Source organism: Microbacterium sp. B19(2022), from assembly GCF_012030385.1.
Taxonomy (GTDB): Bacteria; Actinomycetota; Actinomycetes; order Actinomycetales; family Microbacteriaceae; genus Microbacterium; species Microbacterium oxydans_B.
This window is the reverse complement of the sequence record NZ_JAAUVO010000002.1, coordinates 279,663-301,027: the sequence shown is the minus strand read 5'-3', so window position 1 is coordinate 301,027 and position 21,365 is coordinate 279,663. Positions and strand designations below refer to the sequence as shown.

Below are 21,365 nucleotides of genomic sequence, written 5' to 3'. Positions count from 1 at the left end.
GCGGCAGCCGCTGCTGCCTCGCGGGCCTCGCGTTCCTTGCGCTTCTTCTCCTCGAGGGCGACACCGGCCTTGTAGCCTTCGACGGTCTTCGCCGTCGCGTCCTTGAGTGCTGCGAGCTGCGCCTGCATGGTGGCGAGGTTGGCGGACTGCTCGTCGAGCGCGGCCTGAGCGGCGTCGGCAGCCTGCTGTGCCACGACCATCTTCTCTTCGGCGATCTTCTGCAGCCGATCGCGCTCGTCGCGGGCGACCACGGCCTGGTCGCTCATCGACTGCGCGGAGTTCCGGGCGGCGACCGCATCGTCGTACACCGACTGGTTGTACTCGAAGAGCTTGTCCATCGTGCCGAGCCGCGCGAGCAACTCGTCGGCGTTATCGGCAGAGCCGGTGAAGAGCAGCTCGAGCGAGGTGTCGTCACCGCCGTTGCGGTAGAGCTGCGCGGCAACCTGGCCGGCCTTCTTCGCGGACTCGTCGGCCTTCGCCGACTGCTCGTCGGCCTTGGCCTGCAGGGAATCGGCTTCGGTGGCTGCAGCGAAGTACTTCTGCTGGGCGTCGTAGAACTCGTCTGCTGTGGCCTTCGCGACCGCCTGCGTCTCGGCGACCTTCTGGGTCAGCGACTGGATGAGCCCTTCGATGCGGGTGACCTCGGCGGCTTTGGCCGCTTCGCTGCTCTTCGCACGCTGCACGTCGTCCCAGCTCGGGTACGAGGCGGCATAGGCGGCGGAGACTCCGTTGGAGATGCCGAAGGCGCTGAGCGCCACGACGCTGAGCACGCCGAGACCGAGTGCACCACGGCGGCTGAGGCCGTCTTTACCGAACGCACGGCGTTCGGTCGGGCTGGGCGCGCAGCCGCAATCGTCTGAAGCCGCGGCAACCGCAGCGTCCAGAGTGTTCTGGTCGTCGTTCACACGGCCCCTTCCGCCGGTTTCACAAATGCCACACTAACAACAACCGTCACATCTGCACCAGGCCGAGCATGCGGTCGCCAGCGCACGCCTGACGGGTCCATCGTCCTCCTGAAACACGCCCGGGGGAAGCCGCCGCGCCCTCGATTCGCGATTTGCCCAGAACATCCCTTATGCTTGAGCGTCGGCAAGGAAGTCCCCCGGGACTGACTCGGCCCCATCGTTTAGCGGCCTAGGACGCCGCCCTTTCACGGCGGTAGCACGGGTTCGAATCCCGTTGGGGTCACACCTTCCGATACAATTGAAAACAAGTATGGCCCTGTAGCGCAGTTGGTTAGCGTGCCGCCCTGTCACGGCGGAGGTCGCGGGTTCAAGTCCCGTCAGGGTCGCTCCGTTCGACGGGCTCTTTCTTCGGAGAGAGCCCTTCGTCTAGGACGCGACAGGTTCGCCGGTCGCACCACGGCTCTGTAGCTCAGTTGGTAGAGCGCACGACTGAAAATCGTGAGGTCACGGGATCGACGCCCGTCGGAGCCACAGGGTGATCATTACAATCACCTTAGAAACCCTCGCCTAGCTTCTACATGGCGGGGGTTTTGCCTTTCCCCCTAGGCTTCGATCATCATGGATGACGCCCGCCCCGCACCCGTACGAGGGATCGAATGAACGTCCGTCGGATCGAGCTCACCATGCGACGTCCGCGGTTCGCTCTCTATGCGGGGATCAAGCCGACGCTCGTCATCGGTGATCGCGGTCAGCCGACGCAATGGGGTCGAGGCACGTGGCAGGTTCCGTCCGACCGGTCGGTGACAATCGGCGTCTACCTCTTCAACCGGGTGTGGCGCTTCGGCCAGGCGGAGGCCGCCGTCGATCCGGAGGATGCCGCCGCGTGGGAGTACCGGGCGCCGATGCTTCCCTTCCTGCCCGGGCGCCTCGGCCGTAGCCGCGGCTGACCCCGCCGTCTGGACGCCCTACAGCTCGTCCAGCGACTTCTGGGCGTGCGTGACGGCTCCCGCCGCAGCCTTCGCCTGCTGCCGAGCATCGGCCTGCCGTTCCTTCGCCTGCGGCAGCTCCTCCCCCACGCGCTCCGCCTCCGCACGGGTCTTGGCGAGCTGAGCTTCGAGCTCGGCCACGCTCCGGGCGAGGTCTGTCGCCCTGGTCTGCAGCTCCTGCAGGGCCGCGTCGCGCATGGTGAGTTCGCGCTCCGCCGCCTTGTGCTCCTTCTCCACGCTCGCAAGCTGTCGCTCCGCATCCCGGCGGAGGCGTCTCGCCTGCAGCTCGTCCGGCGGTCGCTGCGGCACCGACTCCAACTCCGGAATCTCACCTGCCACGGCATCCCGGATGTCTTCGGTCGATGCCGAGGGCTCGATCGCCCGCGCTAGCCGACCGGAGGCGACCGCGCCCGCCGCCGCCGTGGCGAAGAAGGCGGCCGAGATGCTGCCTTCCACCGCCTCCCGCGTCGCGGGTGTGATCTTCTCACCCCGGGAACCGGCCAGCTCGGCCGCCATCTCCGCGAGGTGCCTCGTGAGCGCACGGCGCTCCCTGCCGAGCTTCGCCAGTGCCGGCGCATCCAGGTCGTCCTGGGCCTCACGCAGCTCGGCCGCCAGCTGCAGCGCCTCCCCCAGCTGACCGGCGCGCTCCTGGGCGAACACGTTCACCACCCAGGCGGCGACCGACGGCTTTCGCAGCGCACGGATCCGGGTCGCGAGTTCGCGGTCGTCGACACTCTCTGCACGGGCTTTCCGCGACGACACGAAGGCTTCCGGCGGACCGGCGTACAGGGCGGCGGCGATCTCTTCGAACGTCGGGTCGGCCATGCGCCAACGATACGCCGCGTGCCCTCCTGCGAGGCGGGAGAGGTCGTCGCTACTCGATGGCGAGGTGGTCCGCCCAGTCGGCGCTGATCAGGGTGCGTCCGCCGAACGTGCCGTTTCCGAGGCCGGGGTACAGATAGAGCTGTCCGGAGGCGGTTCGCGCCAGCAGGTCGGCATGACCGTCGCCGTTGTAGTCGACCCCTCCGGTGAGGGCGGTGAACTCACCCCATCCGGACCCGACCAGACGCATCGCTCGGAAGCCCCCGGGGACTCCCGAATAGAACCTGAGAGCGCCGTCCGTATCGATTGCCATGATGTCGCCGCTGCCGTCGTTGTCGAAATCACCGCCGACGAGGAAGTGGAACCCTTGCCACCCTCCGCCGAGCGAGATGTGCGGGCCGCTGAAGGCACCGGCACCGTTTCCCCGGTAGATCGTCAGGAGGCCTGTCGCGGAGACGCCGATCACGTCCTGCTTGCCGTCTCCCGTGTAGTCCGCGCCCGACGTCACATGAAGCAGGTCGTACCAGACCTTGCCGATGCTGACGGCCGGCGCGAATCCGCCTGCGCCGTTGCCGGCGTAGAACTCCAGGTCACCATCCGATCTGGTCGCGAGGATGTCGGCCCTGCCGTCGTTGTTGAAGTCCGCATGGGTGAGGTGTCTGCGGGATCCGCCCCAACCGCCGAAGAGAGTCTTCGCCGCCGAGAAGCTGCCGGAACCGGTGCCCGCACGCAGCCGGAGATCACCGTTCCCGGCGATCGTCAGCAGATCGGCTTTCTTGTCACCGGAGTAGTCGGCCGAAGCGACGCCCGGCGGCTGACCGGAACCGAGTCCGGGGAAGTTCAACGGGAGAATCCCGCCGCGGGTGACGTTCGACAGGCACGTGAACCCGTTGTTGATCGCCGTGTACACCGCACCGTTCAGCCGCACCTCGAAGTGCAGGTGGTACGCGGGAGAGTTTCCGGTGTTGCCGACGACGCCGATCTGCTGCCCGCGGGTCACTCTGGTGCCGGGCGCGTACTTTCCGGGCGCGGCCATATGCGCATACCGGGTGACATATCCGCCGGCATGCTCGACGTCGGTGTAGTTGCCGTAGCCGCTGTTCGAGGTGCGGGACTTGATCACTCCGCCGTAGGAGGCCACGATCGGCGTGCCGCCCCCTCCGCCGATGTCGATGCCGTCGTGCGCACGGTAGTTTCCCCGACAGCCGTCGCCGACCTTCGATTGGATGTTGCCCGAAGACGGGTACACCATCTGGTCGTTGACGGCGGCGGTGGCGACGGTGCTCGCTGTCAGGGACGGTGCCACTGCTCCGATCACGACCGCGAGCGCGGTGGCGATCCCGATGCGGGCGAGGCGCACGCGGGACGGTCGCTTCATCTCGAAGTTCTCTCTTGCTCGGCGGCCCCAAGGACGTGATGCCCTCCGCCGTCACCGTACCAGGGCTGCGCTCTCCTTCCGCGAACGCCGCCGAGGAACCGGAGTATCCGTGCGCACCCACGGTGTACCGTGCATTCATGGGCAGACTCAGGTACGACGGGACGTCGGAGCCGATCCTCATCGAGGACGAGACGCTCGCGCACCTGAAGATCGTGATCGCGACCAAGCTCCGCCGCCAGGAGAGCTTCATGATGACGTGGCGCCCGTCGAGCGGAACCGACAAGCGGGCGACCGTATGGATCCATCCCGCGATCCCCCTGCAGTTCGGGTTCGACAACGCCGAACCACCGTCCGTCGATGCGCGGCTGGTCGCCGAGATGATGAAGGCTCTCAACGCCACCGGCGAACTGGTTCTGGACCACCTGATCGCTCCGAGCTGACGAGCTGTCCGCCGCAGAAACCCGGCACACAATATTCGGCCTCCGCAAGTAGGCTGGGAGGCGCGCCCCGCCCTGCCGGACCTCCGCCGGGTCACGGTCGTGGCGTGAGCCCAGACGACCTCCTCCTCCGGTCGCACGATCCCGTCCATCGGGATGGAGCCGCAGCTCCGCCGTGTGGCCACGCCAGAAAGGCATGAACCTCATGAGCGAATCCTCCGGAACCGCCGACCGCGACGGCGAGCGCTCGCCGGACTTCTTCGACCAGCTGATCGAGACCCCGCCGCGCGACCAGCAGGGCGCGTTCACCGTCGGCTTCCGCGGCTACGACAAGGGAGAGGTCGACGCCGCACTCGCGACCCTTCGCAATCAGCTCAAGCAGGCCGCCGCCGATGTCGCCGAGGCGCAGGCCCGCGAAGAGGAAGCCGTCGAAGCGGTGCGGGAAGAGGAGCGCAAGGCCCGCGAAGCCCTCGAGAGCGACCTGACGGCGGCGAACGCCAAGGCATCCGACGCCGAGCAGCAGGTCGCGACGCTCACCTCCGAACTCGTCGACGCTCCGCAGCCCGACGGCGAAGAGGCACCGTCGCGCCAGCAGTTCGAGGCGATCCTGCGGGTCGCCGAGGAGCAGGCGAACGTACTCATCCAGAACGCGGCCGTGCAGGCCGACCGCCTGATGACCTCTGCCCGCGAGGAGGTGACCGCGCAGCGTGCCGAGGCCGACGCCGACGCCGAGCGGATCACCGCGCAGGCGCAGCGCGACGCCGACCAGGTACGCCTGAAGATGGACACCGAGTACACGGCGCACGAGGCCCGCATCGAACGCGAAGCCGCACATGCAACGGAGAAGGTGAACCAGGCTGCTCAGGAGGCCACGGCGATCCGTACCGAGGCCGAGAAGGGCGCAGCAGCCCTGCGCTCCCTCGTCACCCGCGAGACGGCCCAGCTGCGCGCCGACGCCGAACGCGACGTGCGCGACATGAACGCCCGCGTGCTCGAGTTCGAGGAGACCCTCACCCGCCGCCAGGACGACGCGCAGCAGGAGTTCCTCGTGCTGCACAACCAGGCCGTCGCTCACGCCGAGCGCATCACGAACGACGCGAACGAGCAGGTCTCGGCATCGCTCGAGCATGCACAGCGCATCTCGGCTCGGGCCGAGGACTACGAGCGCCTGACCCGCTCGCAGGCGCAGGCCATCGAAGCCGAAGCCCAGGTGCGTGCCCGCGAGACCCTCGAGCGCGCTCGTGCGAAGGCTCAGAAGATCGTCGATTCGGTCACCGGTCACACCACCGCGGTGCTGCACGACGCGGAAGACCGCACCCGTCAGCTGCGGTGGCAGCAGCAGCAGCTGTCGAGCTTCATGGCTGAAGTCAAGGAGCTCATCCGTCCCGACGGGATCTTCTCGGACGACTCGCTGCCCACGGAGATCACCGGAGCGGACGTACCCGCTGCCCCGGCCCCTGCGGACGCCGGCGGAGACGAGACGCCGGAGGAGACCTTCCTCGGCGACGAAGTCCTCGAAGACGAACTCGACGACGACCGCCCGCTCGAGAAGATCACGATCGACGTCGTGGAGACCAAGAAGAAGTCCTCCAAGTAGGCGCACGAACGACAGAGGCGCGAGCAGGGATTCCTGCTCGCGCCTCTGTCGTTGCCGGACTGATCAGGCCCGGTGATGTCTGGGGTTTACGGTCGACCGAACTGCGCCACTGCGGGGCAGTCGAAGGGGTCGGCGCCGGCGGAGAGTCCGACGCGGTTCAGGTACTCGATCACGATCATGTACGAGCGGCCGAGGCTGGTCTCCGTGTACGGCACGTCGTTCGCCGCGCAGTAGTCACGCACGATCTCGCGCGCCTTCGCCAGGTGCGGTCGCGGCATGCTCGGGAAGAGGTGGTGCTCCACCTGGTAGTTGAGGCCGCCCATGAGCCAGGTCGTCCACCATCCACCGCTGATGTTGCGGGAGGTGCGGACCTGCTTGGTGAAGAAGTCGAGACGGGCGCCGGGCTCGATGATCGGCATGCCCTTGTGGTTCGGTGCGAACGCGGCTCCCATGTAGACGCCGAACACCGCGAACTGCACGCCCATGAAGGCGAAAGCCATGCCGAGCGGAAGCATCATGAACACGGGCACGAGGATGAGGGCGAACCGCAGCGCGATGATGCTGAGCTCGATCCAGCGTCCCTTGACGTTCTTCGTCGTGAGGAGGTACTTCAGGCCGAGGAAGTGGAGGTTCAGTCCCTCTAGCGTGAGCAGCGGGAAGAAGAGCCAGCCCTGCTTGCGGGTGATCAGCTTGATCAGGCCCTTCGCCTTCGCCGCGTCCTCTTCGAGGAACGAGATCGTGTCGACCTCGATGTCGGGGTCCTTGCCGACCTGGTTCGGGTTTCCGTGGTGCTTGGTGTGCTTCGAGTCCCACCACGAGTAGCTCATGCCGATGCTGGCGATGACGATGCGGGCGAGCTTGAAGTTCGCCGGCCCGGTGGTGAGGATCTGACGGTGCGCTGCCTCGTGACCGAGGAACGCGATCTGCGTCAGGACGATGCCGAGGCCCGCGGCGATGAGCAGCTGGAACCAGCTGTCGCCGAGCAGGATGAAGCCGGTGATGAGTCCACCGAGGGCGACAGCGATACCGGCGGCCACGAAGACGTAGAACCACTGGGTGCGCTGCAGCAGGCCGGTCTCCTTGACCACCTGCGACACCTGCTTGTAAGCCTTGGCCATGGGCGGGAAGTCCGCGTTGCCGGAATACGTCTGACGAATCGGACCCAGCGTTGCCGCGGTCGGTTCGATCTGTGTGATGGAGATGATCTTCTCCTGACGATCGGAGCCCTTGAGCTGTGGAAGCCCAAGGCAGCTGCCCAACGCTTACCTCACAGTAGCCCTGCCCGCATGCGCCTTCGGGAATACATCCGCACCCCTTGACGGAGCGCGTTCAGTGTGCGTGAAGCCCTGATTTCAGGCGCGAGCGCGGCGCGTCTTGCGCCGCCAGGCCCGCGGAAGAATCGGAGCGAAGGCGGATCCATGCCGTGTGGGCGCATGCGCGTCTTCGAGCGCGCGGAAGGCGTCGTCGAGGGCGGCGAAGGCACCAAGCTCGGCGCCGTGGTTGTCGCGCACGAGGTGCGTGGTGCCGTCGAACTCGACGAAGCCGGCGAATTCGCCGGCACGCGTCGCGACGTGCACGTCGGCGTCGGCCTGCTTCCAGGTCAACGGATCGGATGGTGGATAAGTGGTCGTGCTCATGGTGATGCTCATTGCTGTGTGGCGGACACGCGTCGGCGCTCCGCAAGATGTGAGATCGAGGCGGATACCGCACGCATCGATGTGCGCGGTCCTTTACGGCCCTGATCAGTGGCGACGTGGCGGCCGAGAGGGGCGAAGCACACACGTTGCATGATCAGGATAGCAGATCTCCCTCCCGGCCTCGAATCGCGCCGTGTCGCCCTCACCCGGCCGGCGGCTGTCCGCCGCCGCCTGGCCTTCCTGCACCGCCGCCGGGCGCGGCGCCGGCGGTAGGTGCCGTCGTCGTGTCGACGCCGACCATCAGGGTGGCGGCGTAGCCCCCCGAGACACTCCCGCTGACGGTCGCGACCTGCAGGGCGCCGGAGTCCTCACCGAACACGTTGTCGCTCGCGAGCGTGATCTGAGAGAGGTTCCGCGCAGAGCCGTCGTACGCCGCCTCGGCGTACACGGCCGCGCAGGCATCCTGCGGAAGGGCCAGCTGCGACGTGGCGATCGCTGTCGTCGAGTCGGTGATCGACGCGACGTCCGGGTAGATCTCGAAGTGGATGTGCGGCCAGCGACCGGAGTAGCAGCCGGGGAAGATCGAGGTGAACGACACCTTGCCGTCGGCATCCGCCACCTGCACACCGCGCAGGTAGGTGACGTCTTCCAGGCCGGAAGGGTACATCGAGTACTCCCCCTGAGCGGTGCAGTGCCACGCGTAGACCGCGACCCCCGCGAAGGGAACGCCCCCGTTCGCGAGATCGAGGATCTGCAGGTCGAAGGCGAGCGGCACACCGTCGGCGGTCGCCGCCCCATCGATCGAGGAGCGGATGTCCTGCCGGACGATACCCGAGTCCTCGAGCACGTCGGGGCCGTTCGACCCGTCGCCCGGATAGGGCCCCGCCGTCTCATCGGGGATCTCGGTCACGCTCGCCGAGCCCGCATCGGCGCCGGAGGAAGTGGTCGGAGTGGGCGTGCTCGACGCGCCGCCAGACGCCGCCGGTGCGCAGGCCGCGAGCACGACGGCCCCCAGGCCGACACCGGCGAGCCCCAGGACGCCGCGCCTGCTCATCAGCGTGCGGATGTCGAATGCGGCGCCCTGGTCGACGACCTCCTCATCGACGCGGTCGAGCAGTCGCCCCTCGTACGACGGACCATCGGGGGTTTGGGTGGGTTCGGGAATGCGCATGATCTGGTTCCTCTCGAGCGGACCGGTGATGGTGGGTCACCATGGTCCCCGAGCACCTGATCAGGGCCCTCTGCGGCGCCTATGCCCTGTCTATGTCCGCGCGGGCCGCCGGTGGACGGAGCACGAGCACCACGACGATGCCGACGAGGATCAGCGCGGTGAGCGTCACCGGGATCGGGAGCACGGGGTCGAGCAGCACCAGGAGCGCGCCCAGGGGGACGACCGTGTTCACGACGCGGTCGGCATTCTCGCGAATCGCGATCCACCAGATGCCGATGAGGAAGATCGCGATCGGGATCGTGACCGTGAAGGAAGCCGCGACGTTGGACAGATGGCTCTCCCCCGTGAGCACATCGATCTCCACTTCGATCCCTGCCGAGAAGGCCGCGGCGGCCGCGAACACGAAGTAGTGGGTGTAGCCGTAGCGGAGCGAGCGGCGGAAGGTCGTGATCGCACGGTGATGGGGTGGCCAGAAGTAGATCCACCAAAGAGACGCCGTCACCACGAGGGTCAGCACCGCGATCGCGATCAGCGGGCCGAGGGATTCGACCTCGTCGAGCGCGTCGATGATGGCGTTGGCCGACGCCAGCAGGCTCTCGCCGAGAACGATCAGCGTGAACAGGCCGTACCTCTCGGTGATGTGATGCGGGTGCCACGGCGTCTGTCGGCGGTGTTCGGCGAACACCGGGACGCCGATCTCGACGAGCGCGAACACCACGAAGGCGGTCAGCTGCAGAGGTCCGGACGGGATGAGGAGGAACAGAATCCACAGCACCTGCACCGCAGCGATACCGAAGGCGTACCGTCGCGTCGCCGAACGCAGCGGCCCAGCAGAACGCGAGGCACGGAGCCACTGCGCGACCATCGCGACGCGCATCACGACGTAGCCGAGCACCGGGACCGTGAAGTCCCCCTCGACGAACGCGCCGGGGACACCGGCGGCGAGTACCAGGACTCCCCCCATCTGGACGAACGTCGTCACGCGGTAGAGCCAGTCATCGGTGTCGAACGAGGTGGCGAACCACGTGAAGTTCATCCACGCCCACCAGATCGCGAAGAACACCATTGCATAAGAGGTGACGCCGTGCAGGAAGTCGCCGTGGCCGAGTGCGTGATGCAGCTGAGCGGAGGCGATGCTCACCGCCACGACGAACACCAGGTCGAAGAACAGCTCGAGGGTGCTCGCGGTGCGATGCGGCTGCGAGGGATCCCGGGGCGCCATCGTGCGCAGACGGAAGCGCGAGGCGGATGAGTCGGCGTTCACCGCCACAGGATAGCGCTCGCACGACACCCGTTCGGAAACCGGGTTCATCCATTCGTGAGAAATACTTCCGATTCATAGGCAGGTTCCGCTACAGTAAGAAAGTCTGCAGTGCCTGCTGTCAGCGATCACCGTGTGGGACGGTGAAAACGCACTCCGTGATGTGGGAATCACAGAGGGTTTCAGCAGGACCCGAGGGGTCGGGACGCAGACGAATGCCGTGAACGTGGGGTTCATGGTCTGGGGAAATCTGGGGAATCAAATGACGCACTGGGGAATTCTGCGTACATTCACGGCTCAAGGGGCCTCGGCATGACTTCCGTCGAGGATGCTCTGAGCATCGCTCGTACGGGCTTCGTGCCGGTCGCGGCTCCGCGAGCCACCAAGTCGGTGACGCGCACGGTGGTCACACCGCGCACTTCGGCGACTCTGGAGAGGCGCCGACAGTGGGAACGCCGCTACCGGATTCGGCTGCGGTTGACGGATGCAGCCGTCATCCTGTTCGCCGTCGGTCTGGCGGCAGCAGTCCAGCTGTTCATCGGCGTCTCCGCGATCGAGGTGCTGAGCGGCGCCGTTCCGCTCGCTGCTCTGTGGTACCTCATGCTGAGCGGGCTGCACACGCGGGACGCCGCGCTGTTCCGCGCGAGTGCCACCGAGTACCGAGGCGTGGTCCACGCCAGCGGGCTCGCCTTCGGGATCATCGCCATCGTGGCGGTGCTGCTCGCGTGGGAGTCGATGCAACCGATGCTGCTGCTGGGGCTGCCCATCGGAGTGTTGACTCTTCTCGTGACCCGATGGATGTGGCGCCACTGGCTGCAGACGCAGCGTTCGCACGGGCGGTTCGCCTCCCGCACGCTCGTCGTGGGCAACCGGGACGACGTCGAGTATGTGGTGCGCACGCTGCACCCGATCGGCGCGTCCGGTTACCAGGTGGTGGGCGCGACGCTGCTCGACGGCAACGCGCGTGACATCGAGGTCGGCGACACGAAGTTCCCGGTTCTGGGGAACGTGAACTCCGTGTCGTCGGTTGCCGCCGAGGTCGGTGCCGACACGATCATCGTGGCGAGCCGCCCCGAAGGCGAGCCGGAGTTCGTGAAGCAGCTGAGCTGGCAGCTCGAGGGGACCGCTGCCGAGCTCGTGCTGTCGAGCCGACTCACCGATGTGGCCGGTCCGCGCATCTCCTTCGCCCCCGTCGAGGGCCTGCCCCTCATCCAGGTGCAGATCCCGCGGTACGAGGGTGGTCAGCACCTGCTCAAGCGCGCGCTGGACGCCGCAGTGGCGACCTTGGCGCTCATCCCGATCGCTCTGCTCGCCCCGGTGCTGGCGCTGCTCATCAAGCTCGACTCGCCGGGCCCGGTCTTCTTCTTCCAGGAGCGGGTCGGCCGCGACGGGCGTCGCTTCAAGATGGTCAAGTTCCGCTCCATGAAGACCGACGCCGAGCAGCAGCTCGCCGCGCTCAAGGCACAGAACGAGGGCGCCGGACTTCTCTTCAAGATGAAGGACGACCCGCGCGTCACCCGTGTGGGCCGAGTGCTGCGCAAGCTCTCGCTCGACGAGCTGCCGCAGTTCTGGAACGTGCTCGTGGGCGACATGAGCGTCGTCGGGCCCCGCCCGCCGCTGCCCAGCGAGGTCACCGCTTACGACGGCACGGTCTTCCGCCGCCTCTACATCAAGCCCGGGATCACCGGTCTGTGGCAGGTCTCCGGACGCAGCGATCTCTCCTGGGACGAGAGTGTGCGACTCGATCTGCGGTATGTCGAGAACTGGTCCGTGATGAACGATCTGCAGATCATGTGGCGCACCGCCAAGGTCATGGTGCAGCCCAGCGGGGCATACTGATCGGATGAGCAATTCGAACCGCCTCACCATCGCGATGGTGGGGACCCGAGGAGTGCCCGCGGCCTACGGCGGATTCGAGACGGCGGTCGAGGAAGTCGGCCGCCGTCTCGCGGACCGCGGTCACGACGTCGTCGTGTACACCCGCGGGTCGGAGCGACGGGAGAAGGAGTACCTCGGCATGAGGGTCGTACACCTTCCTGCCGTCCCCGTGAAGCAGATCGAGACGCTCAGCCACACCGGGCTCTCGGCGCTGCACCTCTTCTTCCGGCGCCGCCCGGATGCGACCTTCGTCTTCAACGCCGCCAACTCCCCCTTCCTCCCGCTCCTCCGTCTGCGCCGAGCCCCGGTAGCCCTGCACATGGACGGCCTCGAATGGCGCCGCTCGAAGTGGGGCCCGCGTGGCAGGGCTTACTACCGCTGGGCCGAGCAGTTCGGAGTCCGCACCGCCGACGCCCTGATCGCGGATGCCCCGGGCATCGCCGACTACTATCGCCATCAGTTCGACGTTCCGACGGAGATGATCCGCTACGGCGCCCCGATCCTCGAAGAGCTGCCGGAACGCGGCGTCGCGGAGATGGGACTCACCACAGACGGCTATCACCTGGTCGTTGCCAGGTTCGAGCCCGAGAACCACGTGCTCGAGATCGTCGAAGGCTATCGTGACAGCGACGCCACGCTCCCGCTCGTCGTCGTCGGGTCGGCACCCTACAGCGCGGGGTACACGCAGGAGATCCAGCGCGTGGCGGACGGCGACGACCGGATCAAGCTCGTCGGCGGGGTGTACGACCAGGAGTTGCTCGATGCCCTCTATGCCAACGCGCTGACGTACCTGCACGGTCATTCGGTGGGGGGCACGAACCCTTCGCTCCTGCGCGCCATGGGTACTGGAACGGCAGTGATCGGCTTCGACGTGCCCTTCAACCGCGAAGTCCTCGACGGCAACGGGTGGTTCTTCACCGACGCTGCCGACGTCGCGGCTCAGGTCGTCGATGCGGAGGCAGACCCGAACCTGACCGCGTCACGCGGCAAGATCGTGCAGGAGATCGCCCGAACCCGGTTCCGTTGGGACGATGTCGCGGACGAGTACGAAGCCCTCGCGCACCGGCTCGCTGAGGGATCGAGCATCCACCCGTCAGCTCGACGTGCGCGGCGACGCGCCACCGACTGGTCCCCCGCTCCTGCTGGTCCGGTAACGCGATGAGGGGCGACGGAGACCGGCGCACGGTCCTTCTCGTGCACCCCGGTGCGGAACTGTTCGGCTCGGACCGCATGCTGCTCGAGAGTGCGATCGGCCTCATCGAAGCGGGTGCACGGGTCGTGGTCGCGCTGCCGAGCTCGGGGCTTCTCGTCCCGGAGCTGCGCGCGGCCGGTGCTGAAGTCGTCATCCTCCCGATGCTCGTCCTGCGCAAGGTCCTGCTGACTCCGCGCGGACTGCCCCGCCTCTTCCGCGACACCTTCCGGGGTCTCGGCGCGGCCTGGCGTCTGATCGGTCGGATTCGCCCCGATGTCGTGTACGTCTCGACGATCATCATCCCGCAGTGGCCGCTGATCGCGCGGTTACGGCGGACCCGCTCGGTGAGCCATGTGCACGAAGCCGAGGCGTCGGGCAACAGGCTCGTGAACGGCATCCTCTACTCCCCCCATCTCGCCTCCGAGCGCACGATCGTGAACAGCCGGTTCAGTCTCGACACGATCCGTGCCGCGCTGCCCGCGCTCGCGCGTCGCGCGCACGTGGTCTACAACGGCGTCGCCTCGCCTCCGCAACCCCTCTCACCCCGGCCGCGCATCGAGCAGGCGCTCCGCGTCCTCTACATCGGCAGACTGTCTCCGCGTAAGGGTCCCGACCTCGTCATCGAGGCGGCCTCGGTGCTGCACGCCACGGGTCGCGAGGTCGACGTCACGCTCCTCGGTGCGGTCTTCGAAGGATACGAGTGGTTCGAGCGCGACCTTCGCGAACAGGCCGCAGTGGCGGGCATCTCCGTCGACTTCGCGGGCTTCCACGCCGCGATCTGGCCGTTCCTCGCCGAGGCGGATGTGCTCGTCGTCCCCTCTCGCGTCGACGAGCCGTTCGGGAACACGGCGGTCGAAGGCATCCTCGCTCTGCGGCCCGTGATCGCGAGCGACAGCAGCGGGCTCCGAGAGGCAGCCGGCGGCTACGCGACCGCCCAACTGGTCACCCCGGGCGATGCGGAATCGATCGCCGCCGCACTGACCGACATCCACACGCGATGGGACGAGATCGTGTCCACCGTCGCAGACAGCCGTGCGGAGGCTCTCCGCCGCCACGCCCCTGACGTGTATCGCGCGAGCATCACGGCACACGTCCTGCGCTGACTCTGGCCGCGGGGCGGCCGCGTGCGGACGCCTGGCTACGCGGCGTCGTCGCTCGGCTGCGGCACCGACTCCTGGCTGCCGACGGTGAGCCGGGTCTTGTGTCGCACGATGTAGATCGAGAACGGGATCAGCTGGCACACCAGCAGCGCGAACGCGACGCCGATCAGAGGTCCGGCGATTCCGAGCACGGGGGTGAGGACGAAGGAGAGTCCGATTCCGACAGCCGCCATGCTCAACGTGGGGATCACCTGGAATCGGATGCCGGGCTTGTCCATGATGAACATGCCCAGCGGATACACGGCCGCGGTCATCATGATCATCAGCCCGAAGGCGAAGATGGTGCTCGGCCGCACCGTCAGCTCGCCCTGCGTGATGAAGCCGAAGAGCCAGGGACCGACCAGCCAGACCATGACTGTCGCGACCGCGATGGCGACGGCGAACAGGGCGGAGAGCAGAAAGGGGCCACGCCGGAGATCGCCGTCATGCCGCATTCGCGCGAAATGTGGCCACAGGGCCAGGCCACCGGCCATCACCAGCCCGTTGAGAGCGAAGAAGACCTGTCCGGCCACGCCGTATTCGGCGACATCGGTCGGCCCGCCGAGCTGCGCGATGACGTATCGCTGGGATCCCACGGCGATGGGATAGGTCACCATCTGCGCAAGCATCGGCCAGCCGACATCCATCACGCGCACGCCGGGGAAACGGCGCGGACGCAGAACCATCCGCACGGCCGACGGGATCAGCGGCGACGTCGTGCGCGCCGTGATCAGGATGCCCAGCACGGAAACCAAGAAGGACGCCGCGAACGAGGCGATCGCGACGAATGAATGGAGGTTCTCCCCGCCGAACGTGAGGATCAGCCACACCCCGGCCATCGTGAGTGGCGAGATCAAGCCCTGCAGCAGGATCACGACGTGGTTGCGGCGCTGTCCGAGCATGATGCGCACCCAGATGCCGAGCGGGATCCCCAGGCAGAAGATGGTCACGCAGTAGAACGCCGCCAGCGACGCACCCGGGCGTCCGCCGGCCTCTCCGAAGACCAGCTCCCAGGCGCCGGTGAGGACGAGGACGGTGTTGATCGCCATCGCGCTGGCCGCGAACATGAGCAGCACGCGTCCGACGGAGGTGAGCTGGTACCTCAGCTTCTCGTCGGTGCGCACGTCGTCGCTCGTCGCGACGGCGTTGACCAGGACCGCCCCGCTGCCGAGGTCGGTGAACGTCAGCAGCGAGGGGATCGTGGTCAGCAATGTGTAAAGGGCGAAGCTGTCGACGCCCGCGCCTCCGATGATCATGCGCGTCGTGAGAACGCCACAGACAAGCGCGATGACCATCGTCAGCGCGCGGGCGCCGACAGCGAGAAGTGAACCCATACCTACATCGTCACCGCTGTCGGGCTCCCAGCGACGCGCCGTTGACGGGGAGTCGCGATACCGAGGCGATATCTGCCGGCACCGGGACCCCTGCGGACGCGCGGGTAGCGAGCAGCATGAACTCGCCGTTGACGACGCTCGCCCCTTCGACGAACTGCGATCGCCGGTCGTGGCCGGTCGCCGCGGTGAACGCCGCAAGCGTGTCGGCTACCGTCGGGTCCTTCGACACCGCGCCTCGGGACCATGCCGAGAACCATCTCGGTGTGCCCGGCGCCGTGCGGTGATACAGGTTGCCGTCGATACTCGACACCATCTGCGCGCCGGTGAACCTCAGCGAGTAGTCCTGCACACACACGAGGCAGTTGCCCGCGCTCTCCGCGATGACATTGTTCGATACCACCGTGTTGCGCACGGTCCACGGTGCCAGCGGGGCGTACCTCGTCCGGGGGTCGTGACCCGCGGCGTTCGGATCGGAGGCGCTGCGCGCATCCTGCCCGATGCTGATGTTGCGGTTCGCGTTGCCGACGAAGGTGTTGTTCCAGATCTTCACGTTGCCGGAGTTGAGCACGAAGAGACCGAAGTCGCCGTTGCGCGCGATGATGTTGTCGGCGACGATCGCCCGCTCTGACAGCTCGACCATGACACCATGACCGGTGTTGCCGATCACGTCGTTGCCGGTGAAGGCGATGTCGATGACGGACTCGTCGAACCACGGTCCCCGCCCGTTGTTCGCGGTGAAGGCACTGTCGGACACCGTCACCTTCTGCGTTCGCGTGACCTTGAAGGCGCCCGAGACCGGAGAGTGGTTGAAGCCCTCGGAGTTGTTCCCGGTGGAGAGCATCTGCGTCACTTTGAGCCCGTCGGCCTGCGAGGCTCCTCCGCCGAGCAGCCCGTTGCCGATCAGCGACACCCGATTCAGCGTGGTCCGCGGAGACCACGAGTAGAAGCCCGTCGTCGAGTTGTCACGGATCGTCACGTCGGTGAGCGACACGTCGGCGGCAGCCGCGATCACCGTGCCCATCTCGGGGACGGTGGTGGCGTACCGACGAACGCCGATCCCACGGATCGCCGTACCGGCCGAACGGATCGAGAGCGCCTGTGTGAGCACGCTCGCCTCGACAGGTTTGCCCGTCGGGTTCGTGCCGATCACGAGTCGCTTCGCCGCGTCATCCACGAAGAACGTCCCGGCCTTGACCTGCGCCGCGGTGGCGACCTGGCGCAGCTGCACGCCCGCCACCCAGACCTGGTCCGGGTGGGCGGCCATCGGACGCTCCGGGTTCACGAAGCGCCACTCGGCCTGCGTGTTGTCGGGAGCGCCCTTGGTGTAGGTCGGGCTCGAGTCGAGTTTCGTCGTCCAGCCGTCGACGACCCAGGTGCTTCCTGATGCCTTCCACCCCGTGACGGACTTCGCGCCGTCGAGCCAGACCGCCTCGTTCGACGCCGGCTGGATGGTGACCTTCTTCTGCGGGGGGATCACGATCTGCTCGTGATACGTGCCGCCACGCAGAACGATGGTCCCGCCATTCGGGACCAGACGCAGGGCGGCGCCGATCGTCTTGACCGGCGAGTTCTTGGTGCCGGCAGCGCCGTCCGAGCCCGCGGGAGCAGCGTAGATCGCCGTCGCCGGGGCGTCGTAGGAGAGCGAGCCCGGGACTCGTGCACCCGGCTCACCGCGCACACCTGCCGGAGTCGCGGGAGTGACGGGCCCGGGAGCCGGTGCCGGTGCCGGAGCTGGCGCCGGAGCAGGCGCCGGTGCGGGTGCCGGGGTCGGTGCCGGTGGACGCGTGGGGGCCGGAGCAGGGGCCGGCGCCGGAGCACCAGTGGCGGTGGCGCGGATGTCATCGATGCCGACGGGTACCGCCGACTTCGCCCCGGACGAGGTGTAGAGCGCGAAAGCGTAGCCACCCGGCTTCTGCAGGCGCGCGGAGGATGCATCCGAGTGCGAGACCTGCCACGCCGACGGCTCTGCGGCACCCGAGACCCATGCCTTCGCCGAGAGGGCGACGGGGTTCGTGCCGGTCACTCGGAATGCGACGTCCAGCGAGGTCCCATTCTTCACGGTCAGCGGAAGGCGACGCTCGGCGAGGTTCTGAACCCCGGTGAGGTCGGTGAGTCGGACGACGGACACGTAGGCCGAGCCATCGGGGTGCACCCGCACCCGCACTCCGTACGAGTCCTTCCCCGAGACCCGGACAGCCTGTGCCAGGTAGAGCGGCCCACCGACGGGGAGCTTCGGGATGGAGAGCGAGAACCGGCTGTCGACGTCGGCAGCCGAGACGCCGGCCACGGTCGCCCGGGCGGTGATCCCGGGTTTGCGGCTCGCCAGGAGAGCCACATCTCCGGTGACGCTGGAGGCGCCTTCGGTGACGCGCCACGCGCCGACCGCCGAGGAACCCCATCCGGAGCCGACCGTGCGGTCCATGTCGTCGTCGATGACGGGGGCAGGAGCCGCCGCCGCCGGGCGCGCCGCTCCCTGCGCCAGGTCTGCCGACGCGGATGCCGGAACCGCCGTCAGCGCGGCTGTGACTCCCAACACGGCGGCGAGAGCACCCGTGAGCGCTCGTCGGCGGTGTTGTCGGGGCTGGCGGGAGGTCTTTCGGGATGAGGCGAGCTCAAGGAACGGAAAGGACATATGTCACCGTTTTCTGGGGCAGGTTCAACGATCAACCAGCACCTCGCCGCTGTTTACACCCCGGCGGTGAAGTGCGAGTCCCCCTCGCAACTCATGAAGAGTAACCGGCTCAGGAGGCAAAGACAAACGGGCACCGCCTTCCGACCGATATACGCCATGATGGCGTGAACCCCGGTCAGCGGTCAATCGCTGTAGTACTCGCTGCGATGTCTATCGGGTCGAGCCCTGTTCAGCACCGTCCCGAGAATGCGGGCACCACCGGACTCGAGCGACTTGATGCTCTTCGTCAGCGCGGCACGGCGCGTCTTGGTCGCATCGACGACGAGGATGACTCCGTCGGTCTGGGTGGCGAAGAGGTTCGCATCCGCAACGCTCAGCGTGGGGGGAGAGTCGATAACGACGTAGTCGTACTCGGCTGCGGCGAAATCGAGCAGCTGCGCCATGCGCGACGACGTGAGCAGTTCGGCCGGGTTGGGAGGCACCGTGCCGGCGGGCAGGATGTCCAGCGTGCTGTCGGCGACGCTGTGCTTGGCCACCTCGAACTCGACCTCGTCGAGCAGCACGCTCGTGAGACCGATGGACCCATCGATGCCGGCGTGCTCGTGCGCGCGCGGGCGGCGCATGTCGGCGTCGATCAGCAGCACGGAGTTGCGGAGGCCCGCGAGCGTCATGGCCAGGTTCACCGACACCGTCGACTTGCCTTCGGCCGGCATGCCCGACGTGACCAGGAGCACCTTCACACGCGACGACACATTCGCGTACGCGAGCGCGGAGCGGATGCGTCGGAACTCCTCCGACGTGTGCCCCAGCGGCTCCTGCGCCACGGCGATGCCGCGCGTCGCCAGCAGCGGGGACTTCGACACCACACCCAGCACGGGGTCGCCCCCTGCCTGCGTGAGCGACTCCTCGTTGCGCACACGGGTGTCGAGCACCCCGATCAGGATGGCGACGGCGAGGCCGAGCACCCCGCCGAGGAAGCCGCCGAGAAGGGCATCGCGAGGCTTGCTCGGAGTGAACTGGAACTCCGGCACGACTGCGTCGTCGATGACCTGCGCCGTGATCGTGGACTCGCCCTGCGGATCCTTGGGAGCCACGTCCTTGACGGCGACGATGAGCTGGTCTGCGACGGCGTTCGCCAGGTCTGCCGAGGCGTCTGCATCGTCGGCGATGCCGGTGATGCGGAGCGTGACCGTGCTCTGCGGGATCGACACCTCGATGTCACGGGCCAAAGCGTGTGGCGTGGTGTCGAGGTCGAGTTCTTCGATGACGGGCTCGAGCACGCGCGAGCTGGTGGCGAGCTGAGCGAACGACAGCATCTGGCTCTGTGTGTACACCGATCCCTGGTTGAGGTCGGAGGCGCTGGTTCCCTGGTTGAGGGCGAAGTACAGCGAGGTCGTCGCCTGGAAGAGCGGCGTCTGCAGGGACGCATATCCGTATGACCCCGCCGCCCCGAGAACGGCGGACAGCACGATCAGCCACCAGAACTTGCGCAACGAGCTCACGATGACGCGCAGACTGACCCGGCTCTCGCCCATGGTTCCCCATTCCCCCTGAGATTTCGATTCTAGATGAGTCAACGTTTCGACATCCTCACCCTTGTGGATGCGACGCCCTGGCACCTTGCGGCAGCCGCAGCCCCTCCGGCGGGCCGATGTCGACGCCCGCGGCCTCGTCATCGGCCCCTCCGAGCATCGCCGAGTCTCTCGCCCAGGTGATGGCCAGGCCGACGCAGAACCAGAGGAACATGCTGTACTGCGTGATGAGGGCGACCACCACCAGGCTCGGAAGCTGTCCGACCACCGCGAGTGCTGCGGGGCTTCGCGTCGAACGCCTCAGCGCCATCCACGCCGCGCAGACGACGGCAGCCATGATGAGGAAGGTCGGCACGTACCCGTACCGCAGCAGGGTGAGGACGAGTGCGTTGTCGACGGATCTGGCGAAGTAGCCGAGGTAGTAATCGCCCGAGACCAGGGAATGCCAGTCGCCCGGGTTGCCGAAGACCTGCACCTGTTCGAGGAGCACGAGCAGGTCCGTCCGATAGTCCGCGCTTCCGCCCGCCTCTTCCCCCGCTGCTCCGAAGACCGTATCGATGATGGGGATGACGATGGCCGTTCCGACCGCACCGGCCACGGCGACGGTCGCCCGGAACCGGGTGGAGACCCCAGCGATCAGGAATGTGGAGAGGATGAGCGTGAGCACGAGCGTCAGGAGTCCCACGCGACTGAAGGTGAGGACCGTCGCCACCGCGATGATCACCACCCCGCTGATCTTCGGGGCGAGCCGCCACCTGGTCGCGACGACGAACGCCGACGACATGGCCAGGGCTGCGCCGAGCGCGATCGAGTGTCCGAAAGCGCCCTCCGCCCTCAGCACTCCCCCGCGCTCCTGCAGCGGGCTCCAGGTGTCGTAGATGACCCCCGACCCCGGGATGAGCACGAACGGGTTGAACGAAGTGAAGAACTCCACGACGGCGAGGGTCGCGGCGACCACGGCGACGATCGCGATGGTCGAGGTCACCCATGCGGTGCCGACCCGGGCGAGCACCACACGGCCCCAGATATAGGGGATCACCCATTCGAGCAGCGCGGCGACGAGGGACGCGAGGTCCACGGAGCCGAAGGCGTACAGGCCGACGGTGACGATGATGAACACCGCCACCCACGCGTCGGCCGCCCGCAGCGGGACGATCGACCAGTTGACGACGATCAGCAGCGCCGTGAGGAGCGTGATCGCGGCCCAGTAGAAGCCGATGTTCACCCCCACCCAGAGGGGGACGAAGAAGAGCACGCACGCCCAGACGACGAATGCCGCTCGGGGCATCATCCGGAGCACGAGAACGACGAGGGCCAGTGCGGCGAGACCTCCGACTGCGAGGAGCACGATCGGAACAGCAGTGGCCATGCGTCAGGATCCTACTCGGGGGTGGTGGCGCGGAACGAATCTCATGAGCCTCTCCTCCCCGCCGGTGTCACCTGGCGCTATGCGCTCGGGACGCA

General features: G+C 67.4%; 17 protein-coding genes and 3 tRNA genes. 9 read left to right on the top strand and 11 right to left on the bottom strand.

Features of this window, described 5'->3' with window-relative positions; all coding sequences use genetic code 11:
- Positions 1-905, bottom strand: a 905-nt coding sequence (locus HCX50_RS03085; protein WP_167632960.1) for a M23 family peptidase, incomplete at its 3' end; no start/stop codon positions are given.
- Between the two features lie 210 nt (positions 906-1,115).
- Here HCX50_RS03085 and HCX50_RS03080 point away from each other — a divergent pair.
- The 4 genes from HCX50_RS03080 to HCX50_RS03065 all read left to right on the top strand — a co-directional run bounded on the left by HCX50_RS03080 (position 1,116) and on the right by HCX50_RS03065 (position 1,852).
- Positions 1,116-1,188: transfer RNA gene (locus HCX50_RS03080), tRNA-Glu, on the top strand.
- Positions 1,189-1,217: 29 nt separating this feature from the next.
- A tRNA-Asp gene (locus HCX50_RS03075) sits at positions 1,218-1,291 on the top strand.
- Between the two features lie 72 nt (positions 1,292-1,363).
- A tRNA-Phe gene (locus tag HCX50_RS03070) sits at positions 1,364-1,436 on the top strand.
- Between the two features lie 125 nt (positions 1,437-1,561).
- Positions 1,562-1,852, top strand: a complete 291-nt coding sequence (locus HCX50_RS03065; protein WP_167632959.1) for a hypothetical protein — start codon at positions 1,562-1,564, stop codon at positions 1,850-1,852.
- Positions 1,853-1,870: 18 nt separating this feature from the next.
- Here the strand turns inward: HCX50_RS03065 and HCX50_RS03060 are convergent, their stop codons facing one another.
- Both HCX50_RS03060 and HCX50_RS03055 read right to left on the bottom strand, forming a co-directional pair.
- On the bottom strand, positions 1,871-2,716 hold the full coding sequence (locus HCX50_RS03060) for a transposase (protein ID WP_167632958.1): 846 nt from the start codon (positions 2,714-2,716) through the stop codon (positions 1,871-1,873).
- A 49-nt stretch (positions 2,717-2,765) separates the two neighbouring features.
- The gene (locus HCX50_RS03055; protein WP_167632957.1) at positions 2,766-4,091 is read right to left on the bottom strand and encodes a VCBS repeat domain-containing M23 family metallopeptidase; all 1,326 of its coding nucleotides are present in this window, start codon (positions 4,089-4,091) and stop codon (positions 2,766-2,768) included.
- Between the two features lie 137 nt (positions 4,092-4,228).
- Between HCX50_RS03055 and HCX50_RS03050 the strand changes: the two genes are divergently transcribed.
- Together HCX50_RS03050 and HCX50_RS03045 are read left to right on the top strand one after the other, a co-directional pair.
- Positions 4,229-4,531, top strand: a complete 303-nt coding sequence (locus HCX50_RS03050) for a DUF7882 family protein (protein WP_091035937.1) — start codon at positions 4,229-4,231, stop codon at positions 4,529-4,531.
- A 202-nt stretch (positions 4,532-4,733) separates the two neighbouring features.
- The gene (locus tag HCX50_RS03045) at positions 4,734-6,125 is read left to right on the top strand and encodes a cell division initiation protein (protein ID WP_167632956.1); all 1,392 of its coding nucleotides are present in this window, start codon (positions 4,734-4,736) and stop codon (positions 6,123-6,125) included.
- 86 nt (positions 6,126-6,211) lie between these two features.
- Here HCX50_RS03045 and HCX50_RS03040 read toward each other — a convergent pair whose 3' ends face one another.
- The 4 genes from HCX50_RS03040 to HCX50_RS03025 all read right to left on the bottom strand — a co-directional run bounded on the left by HCX50_RS03040 (position 6,212) and on the right by HCX50_RS03025 (position 10,155).
- Positions 6,212-7,330 (bottom strand): fatty acid desaturase family protein, encoded by a 1,119-nt coding sequence (locus HCX50_RS03040; protein WP_244176030.1) that lies wholly within the window; start codon positions 7,328-7,330, stop codon positions 6,212-6,214.
- A gap of 147 nt (positions 7,331-7,477) precedes the next feature.
- Entirely contained in the window at positions 7,478-7,762 is a 285-nt protein-coding gene (locus HCX50_RS03035) for a hypothetical protein (RefSeq protein WP_167632955.1), read from the bottom strand.
- Between the two features lie 202 nt (positions 7,763-7,964).
- Positions 7,965-8,933, bottom strand: a complete 969-nt coding sequence (locus HCX50_RS03030) for a dioxygenase family protein (protein ID WP_167632954.1) — start codon at positions 8,931-8,933, stop codon at positions 7,965-7,967.
- Positions 8,934-9,012: 79 nt separating this feature from the next.
- Complete coding sequence (locus HCX50_RS03025) at positions 9,013-10,155, bottom strand: low temperature requirement protein A (protein WP_091035945.1); 1,143 nt, start codon at positions 10,153-10,155, stop codon at positions 9,013-9,015.
- A gap of 351 nt (positions 10,156-10,506) precedes the next feature.
- Here HCX50_RS03025 and HCX50_RS03020 point away from each other — a divergent pair, with 351 nt between their 5' ends.
- Genes HCX50_RS03020 through HCX50_RS03010 form a run of 3 tightly spaced genes read left to right on the top strand, consistent with a single transcriptional unit; the run spans position 10,507 to position 14,367 of the window.
- Positions 10,507-12,033, top strand: a complete 1,527-nt coding sequence (locus tag HCX50_RS03020; RefSeq protein ID WP_091035784.1) for a sugar transferase — start codon at positions 10,507-10,509, stop codon at positions 12,031-12,033.
- Positions 12,034-12,037: 4 nt separating this feature from the next.
- On the top strand, positions 12,038-13,234 hold the full coding sequence (locus HCX50_RS03015; protein WP_167632953.1) for a glycosyltransferase: 1,197 nt from the start codon (positions 12,038-12,040) through the stop codon (positions 13,232-13,234).
- Entirely contained in the window at positions 13,231-14,367 is a 1,137-nt protein-coding gene (locus tag HCX50_RS03010) for a glycosyltransferase (RefSeq protein ID WP_167632952.1), read from the top strand. The genes HCX50_RS03015 and HCX50_RS03010 overlap by 4 nt, the downstream gene beginning before the upstream one ends.
- Positions 14,368-14,402: 35 nt before the next feature.
- On the opposite strand, the gene HCX50_RS03005 is transcribed toward HCX50_RS03010, so the two are convergent.
- From HCX50_RS03005 to HCX50_RS02990, 4 genes are all read right to left on the bottom strand, one after another.
- A complete protein-coding gene (locus HCX50_RS03005) occupies positions 14,403-15,737 on the bottom strand; it encodes a lipopolysaccharide biosynthesis protein (protein ID WP_167632951.1) in 1,335 nt (444 codons plus the stop codon).
- A gap of 10 nt (positions 15,738-15,747) precedes the next feature.
- On the bottom strand, positions 15,748-18,273 hold the full coding sequence (locus tag HCX50_RS03000) for a right-handed parallel beta-helix repeat-containing protein (protein WP_337748975.1): 2,526 nt from the start codon (positions 18,271-18,273) through the stop codon (positions 15,748-15,750).
- A gap of 278 nt (positions 18,274-18,551) precedes the next feature.
- Positions 18,552-19,904 (bottom strand): polysaccharide biosynthesis tyrosine autokinase, encoded by a 1,353-nt coding sequence (locus tag HCX50_RS02995; RefSeq protein ID WP_167632950.1) that lies wholly within the window; start codon positions 19,902-19,904, stop codon positions 18,552-18,554.
- Between the two features lie 55 nt (positions 19,905-19,959).
- Positions 19,960-21,270, bottom strand: a complete 1,311-nt coding sequence (locus HCX50_RS02990; RefSeq protein ID WP_167632949.1) for a hypothetical protein — start codon at positions 21,268-21,270, stop codon at positions 19,960-19,962.
- Positions 21,271-21,365 lie beyond the last annotated feature (95 nt).

Coding starts and splice junctions, on each gene's coding strand:
- HCX50_RS03065 (WP_167632959.1), top strand. CDS start 1,562: ATGAACGTCCGTCGGATCGAGCTCACCATGCGACGTCCGCGGTTCGCT.
- HCX50_RS03060 (WP_167632958.1), bottom strand. CDS start 2,716: ATGGCCGACCCGACGTTCGAAGAGATCGCCGCCGCCCTGTACGCCGGT.
- HCX50_RS03055 (WP_167632957.1), bottom strand. CDS start 4,091: ATGAAGCGACCGTCCCGCGTGCGCCTCGCCCGCATCGGGATCGCCACC.
- HCX50_RS03050 (WP_091035937.1), top strand. CDS start 4,229: ATGGGCAGACTCAGGTACGACGGGACGTCGGAGCCGATCCTCATCGAG.
- HCX50_RS03045 (WP_167632956.1), top strand. CDS start 4,734: ATGAGCGAATCCTCCGGAACCGCCGACCGCGACGGCGAGCGCTCGCCG.
- HCX50_RS03035 (WP_167632955.1), bottom strand. CDS start 7,762: ATGAGCACGACCACTTATCCACCATCCGATCCGTTGACCTGGAAGCAG.
- HCX50_RS03030 (WP_167632954.1), bottom strand. CDS start 8,933: ATGCGCATTCCCGAACCCACCCAAACCCCCGATGGTCCGTCGTACGAG.
- HCX50_RS03025 (WP_091035945.1), bottom strand. CDS start 10,155: ATGGCGCCCCGGGATCCCTCGCAGCCGCATCGCACCGCGAGCACCCTC.
- HCX50_RS03020 (WP_091035784.1), top strand. CDS start 10,507: ATGACTTCCGTCGAGGATGCTCTGAGCATCGCTCGTACGGGCTTCGTG.
- HCX50_RS03015 (WP_167632953.1), top strand. CDS start 12,038: ATGAGCAATTCGAACCGCCTCACCATCGCGATGGTGGGGACCCGAGGA.
- HCX50_RS03010 (WP_167632952.1), top strand. CDS start 13,231: ATGAGGGGCGACGGAGACCGGCGCACGGTCCTTCTCGTGCACCCCGGT.
- HCX50_RS03005 (WP_167632951.1), bottom strand. CDS start 15,737: ATGGGTTCACTTCTCGCTGTCGGCGCCCGCGCGCTGACGATGGTCATC.
- HCX50_RS02995 (WP_167632950.1), bottom strand. CDS start 19,904: ATGGGCGAGAGCCGGGTCAGTCTGCGCGTCATCGTGAGCTCGTTGCGC.
- HCX50_RS02990 (WP_167632949.1), bottom strand. CDS start 21,270: ATGGCCACTGCTGTTCCGATCGTGCTCCTCGCAGTCGGAGGTCTCGCC.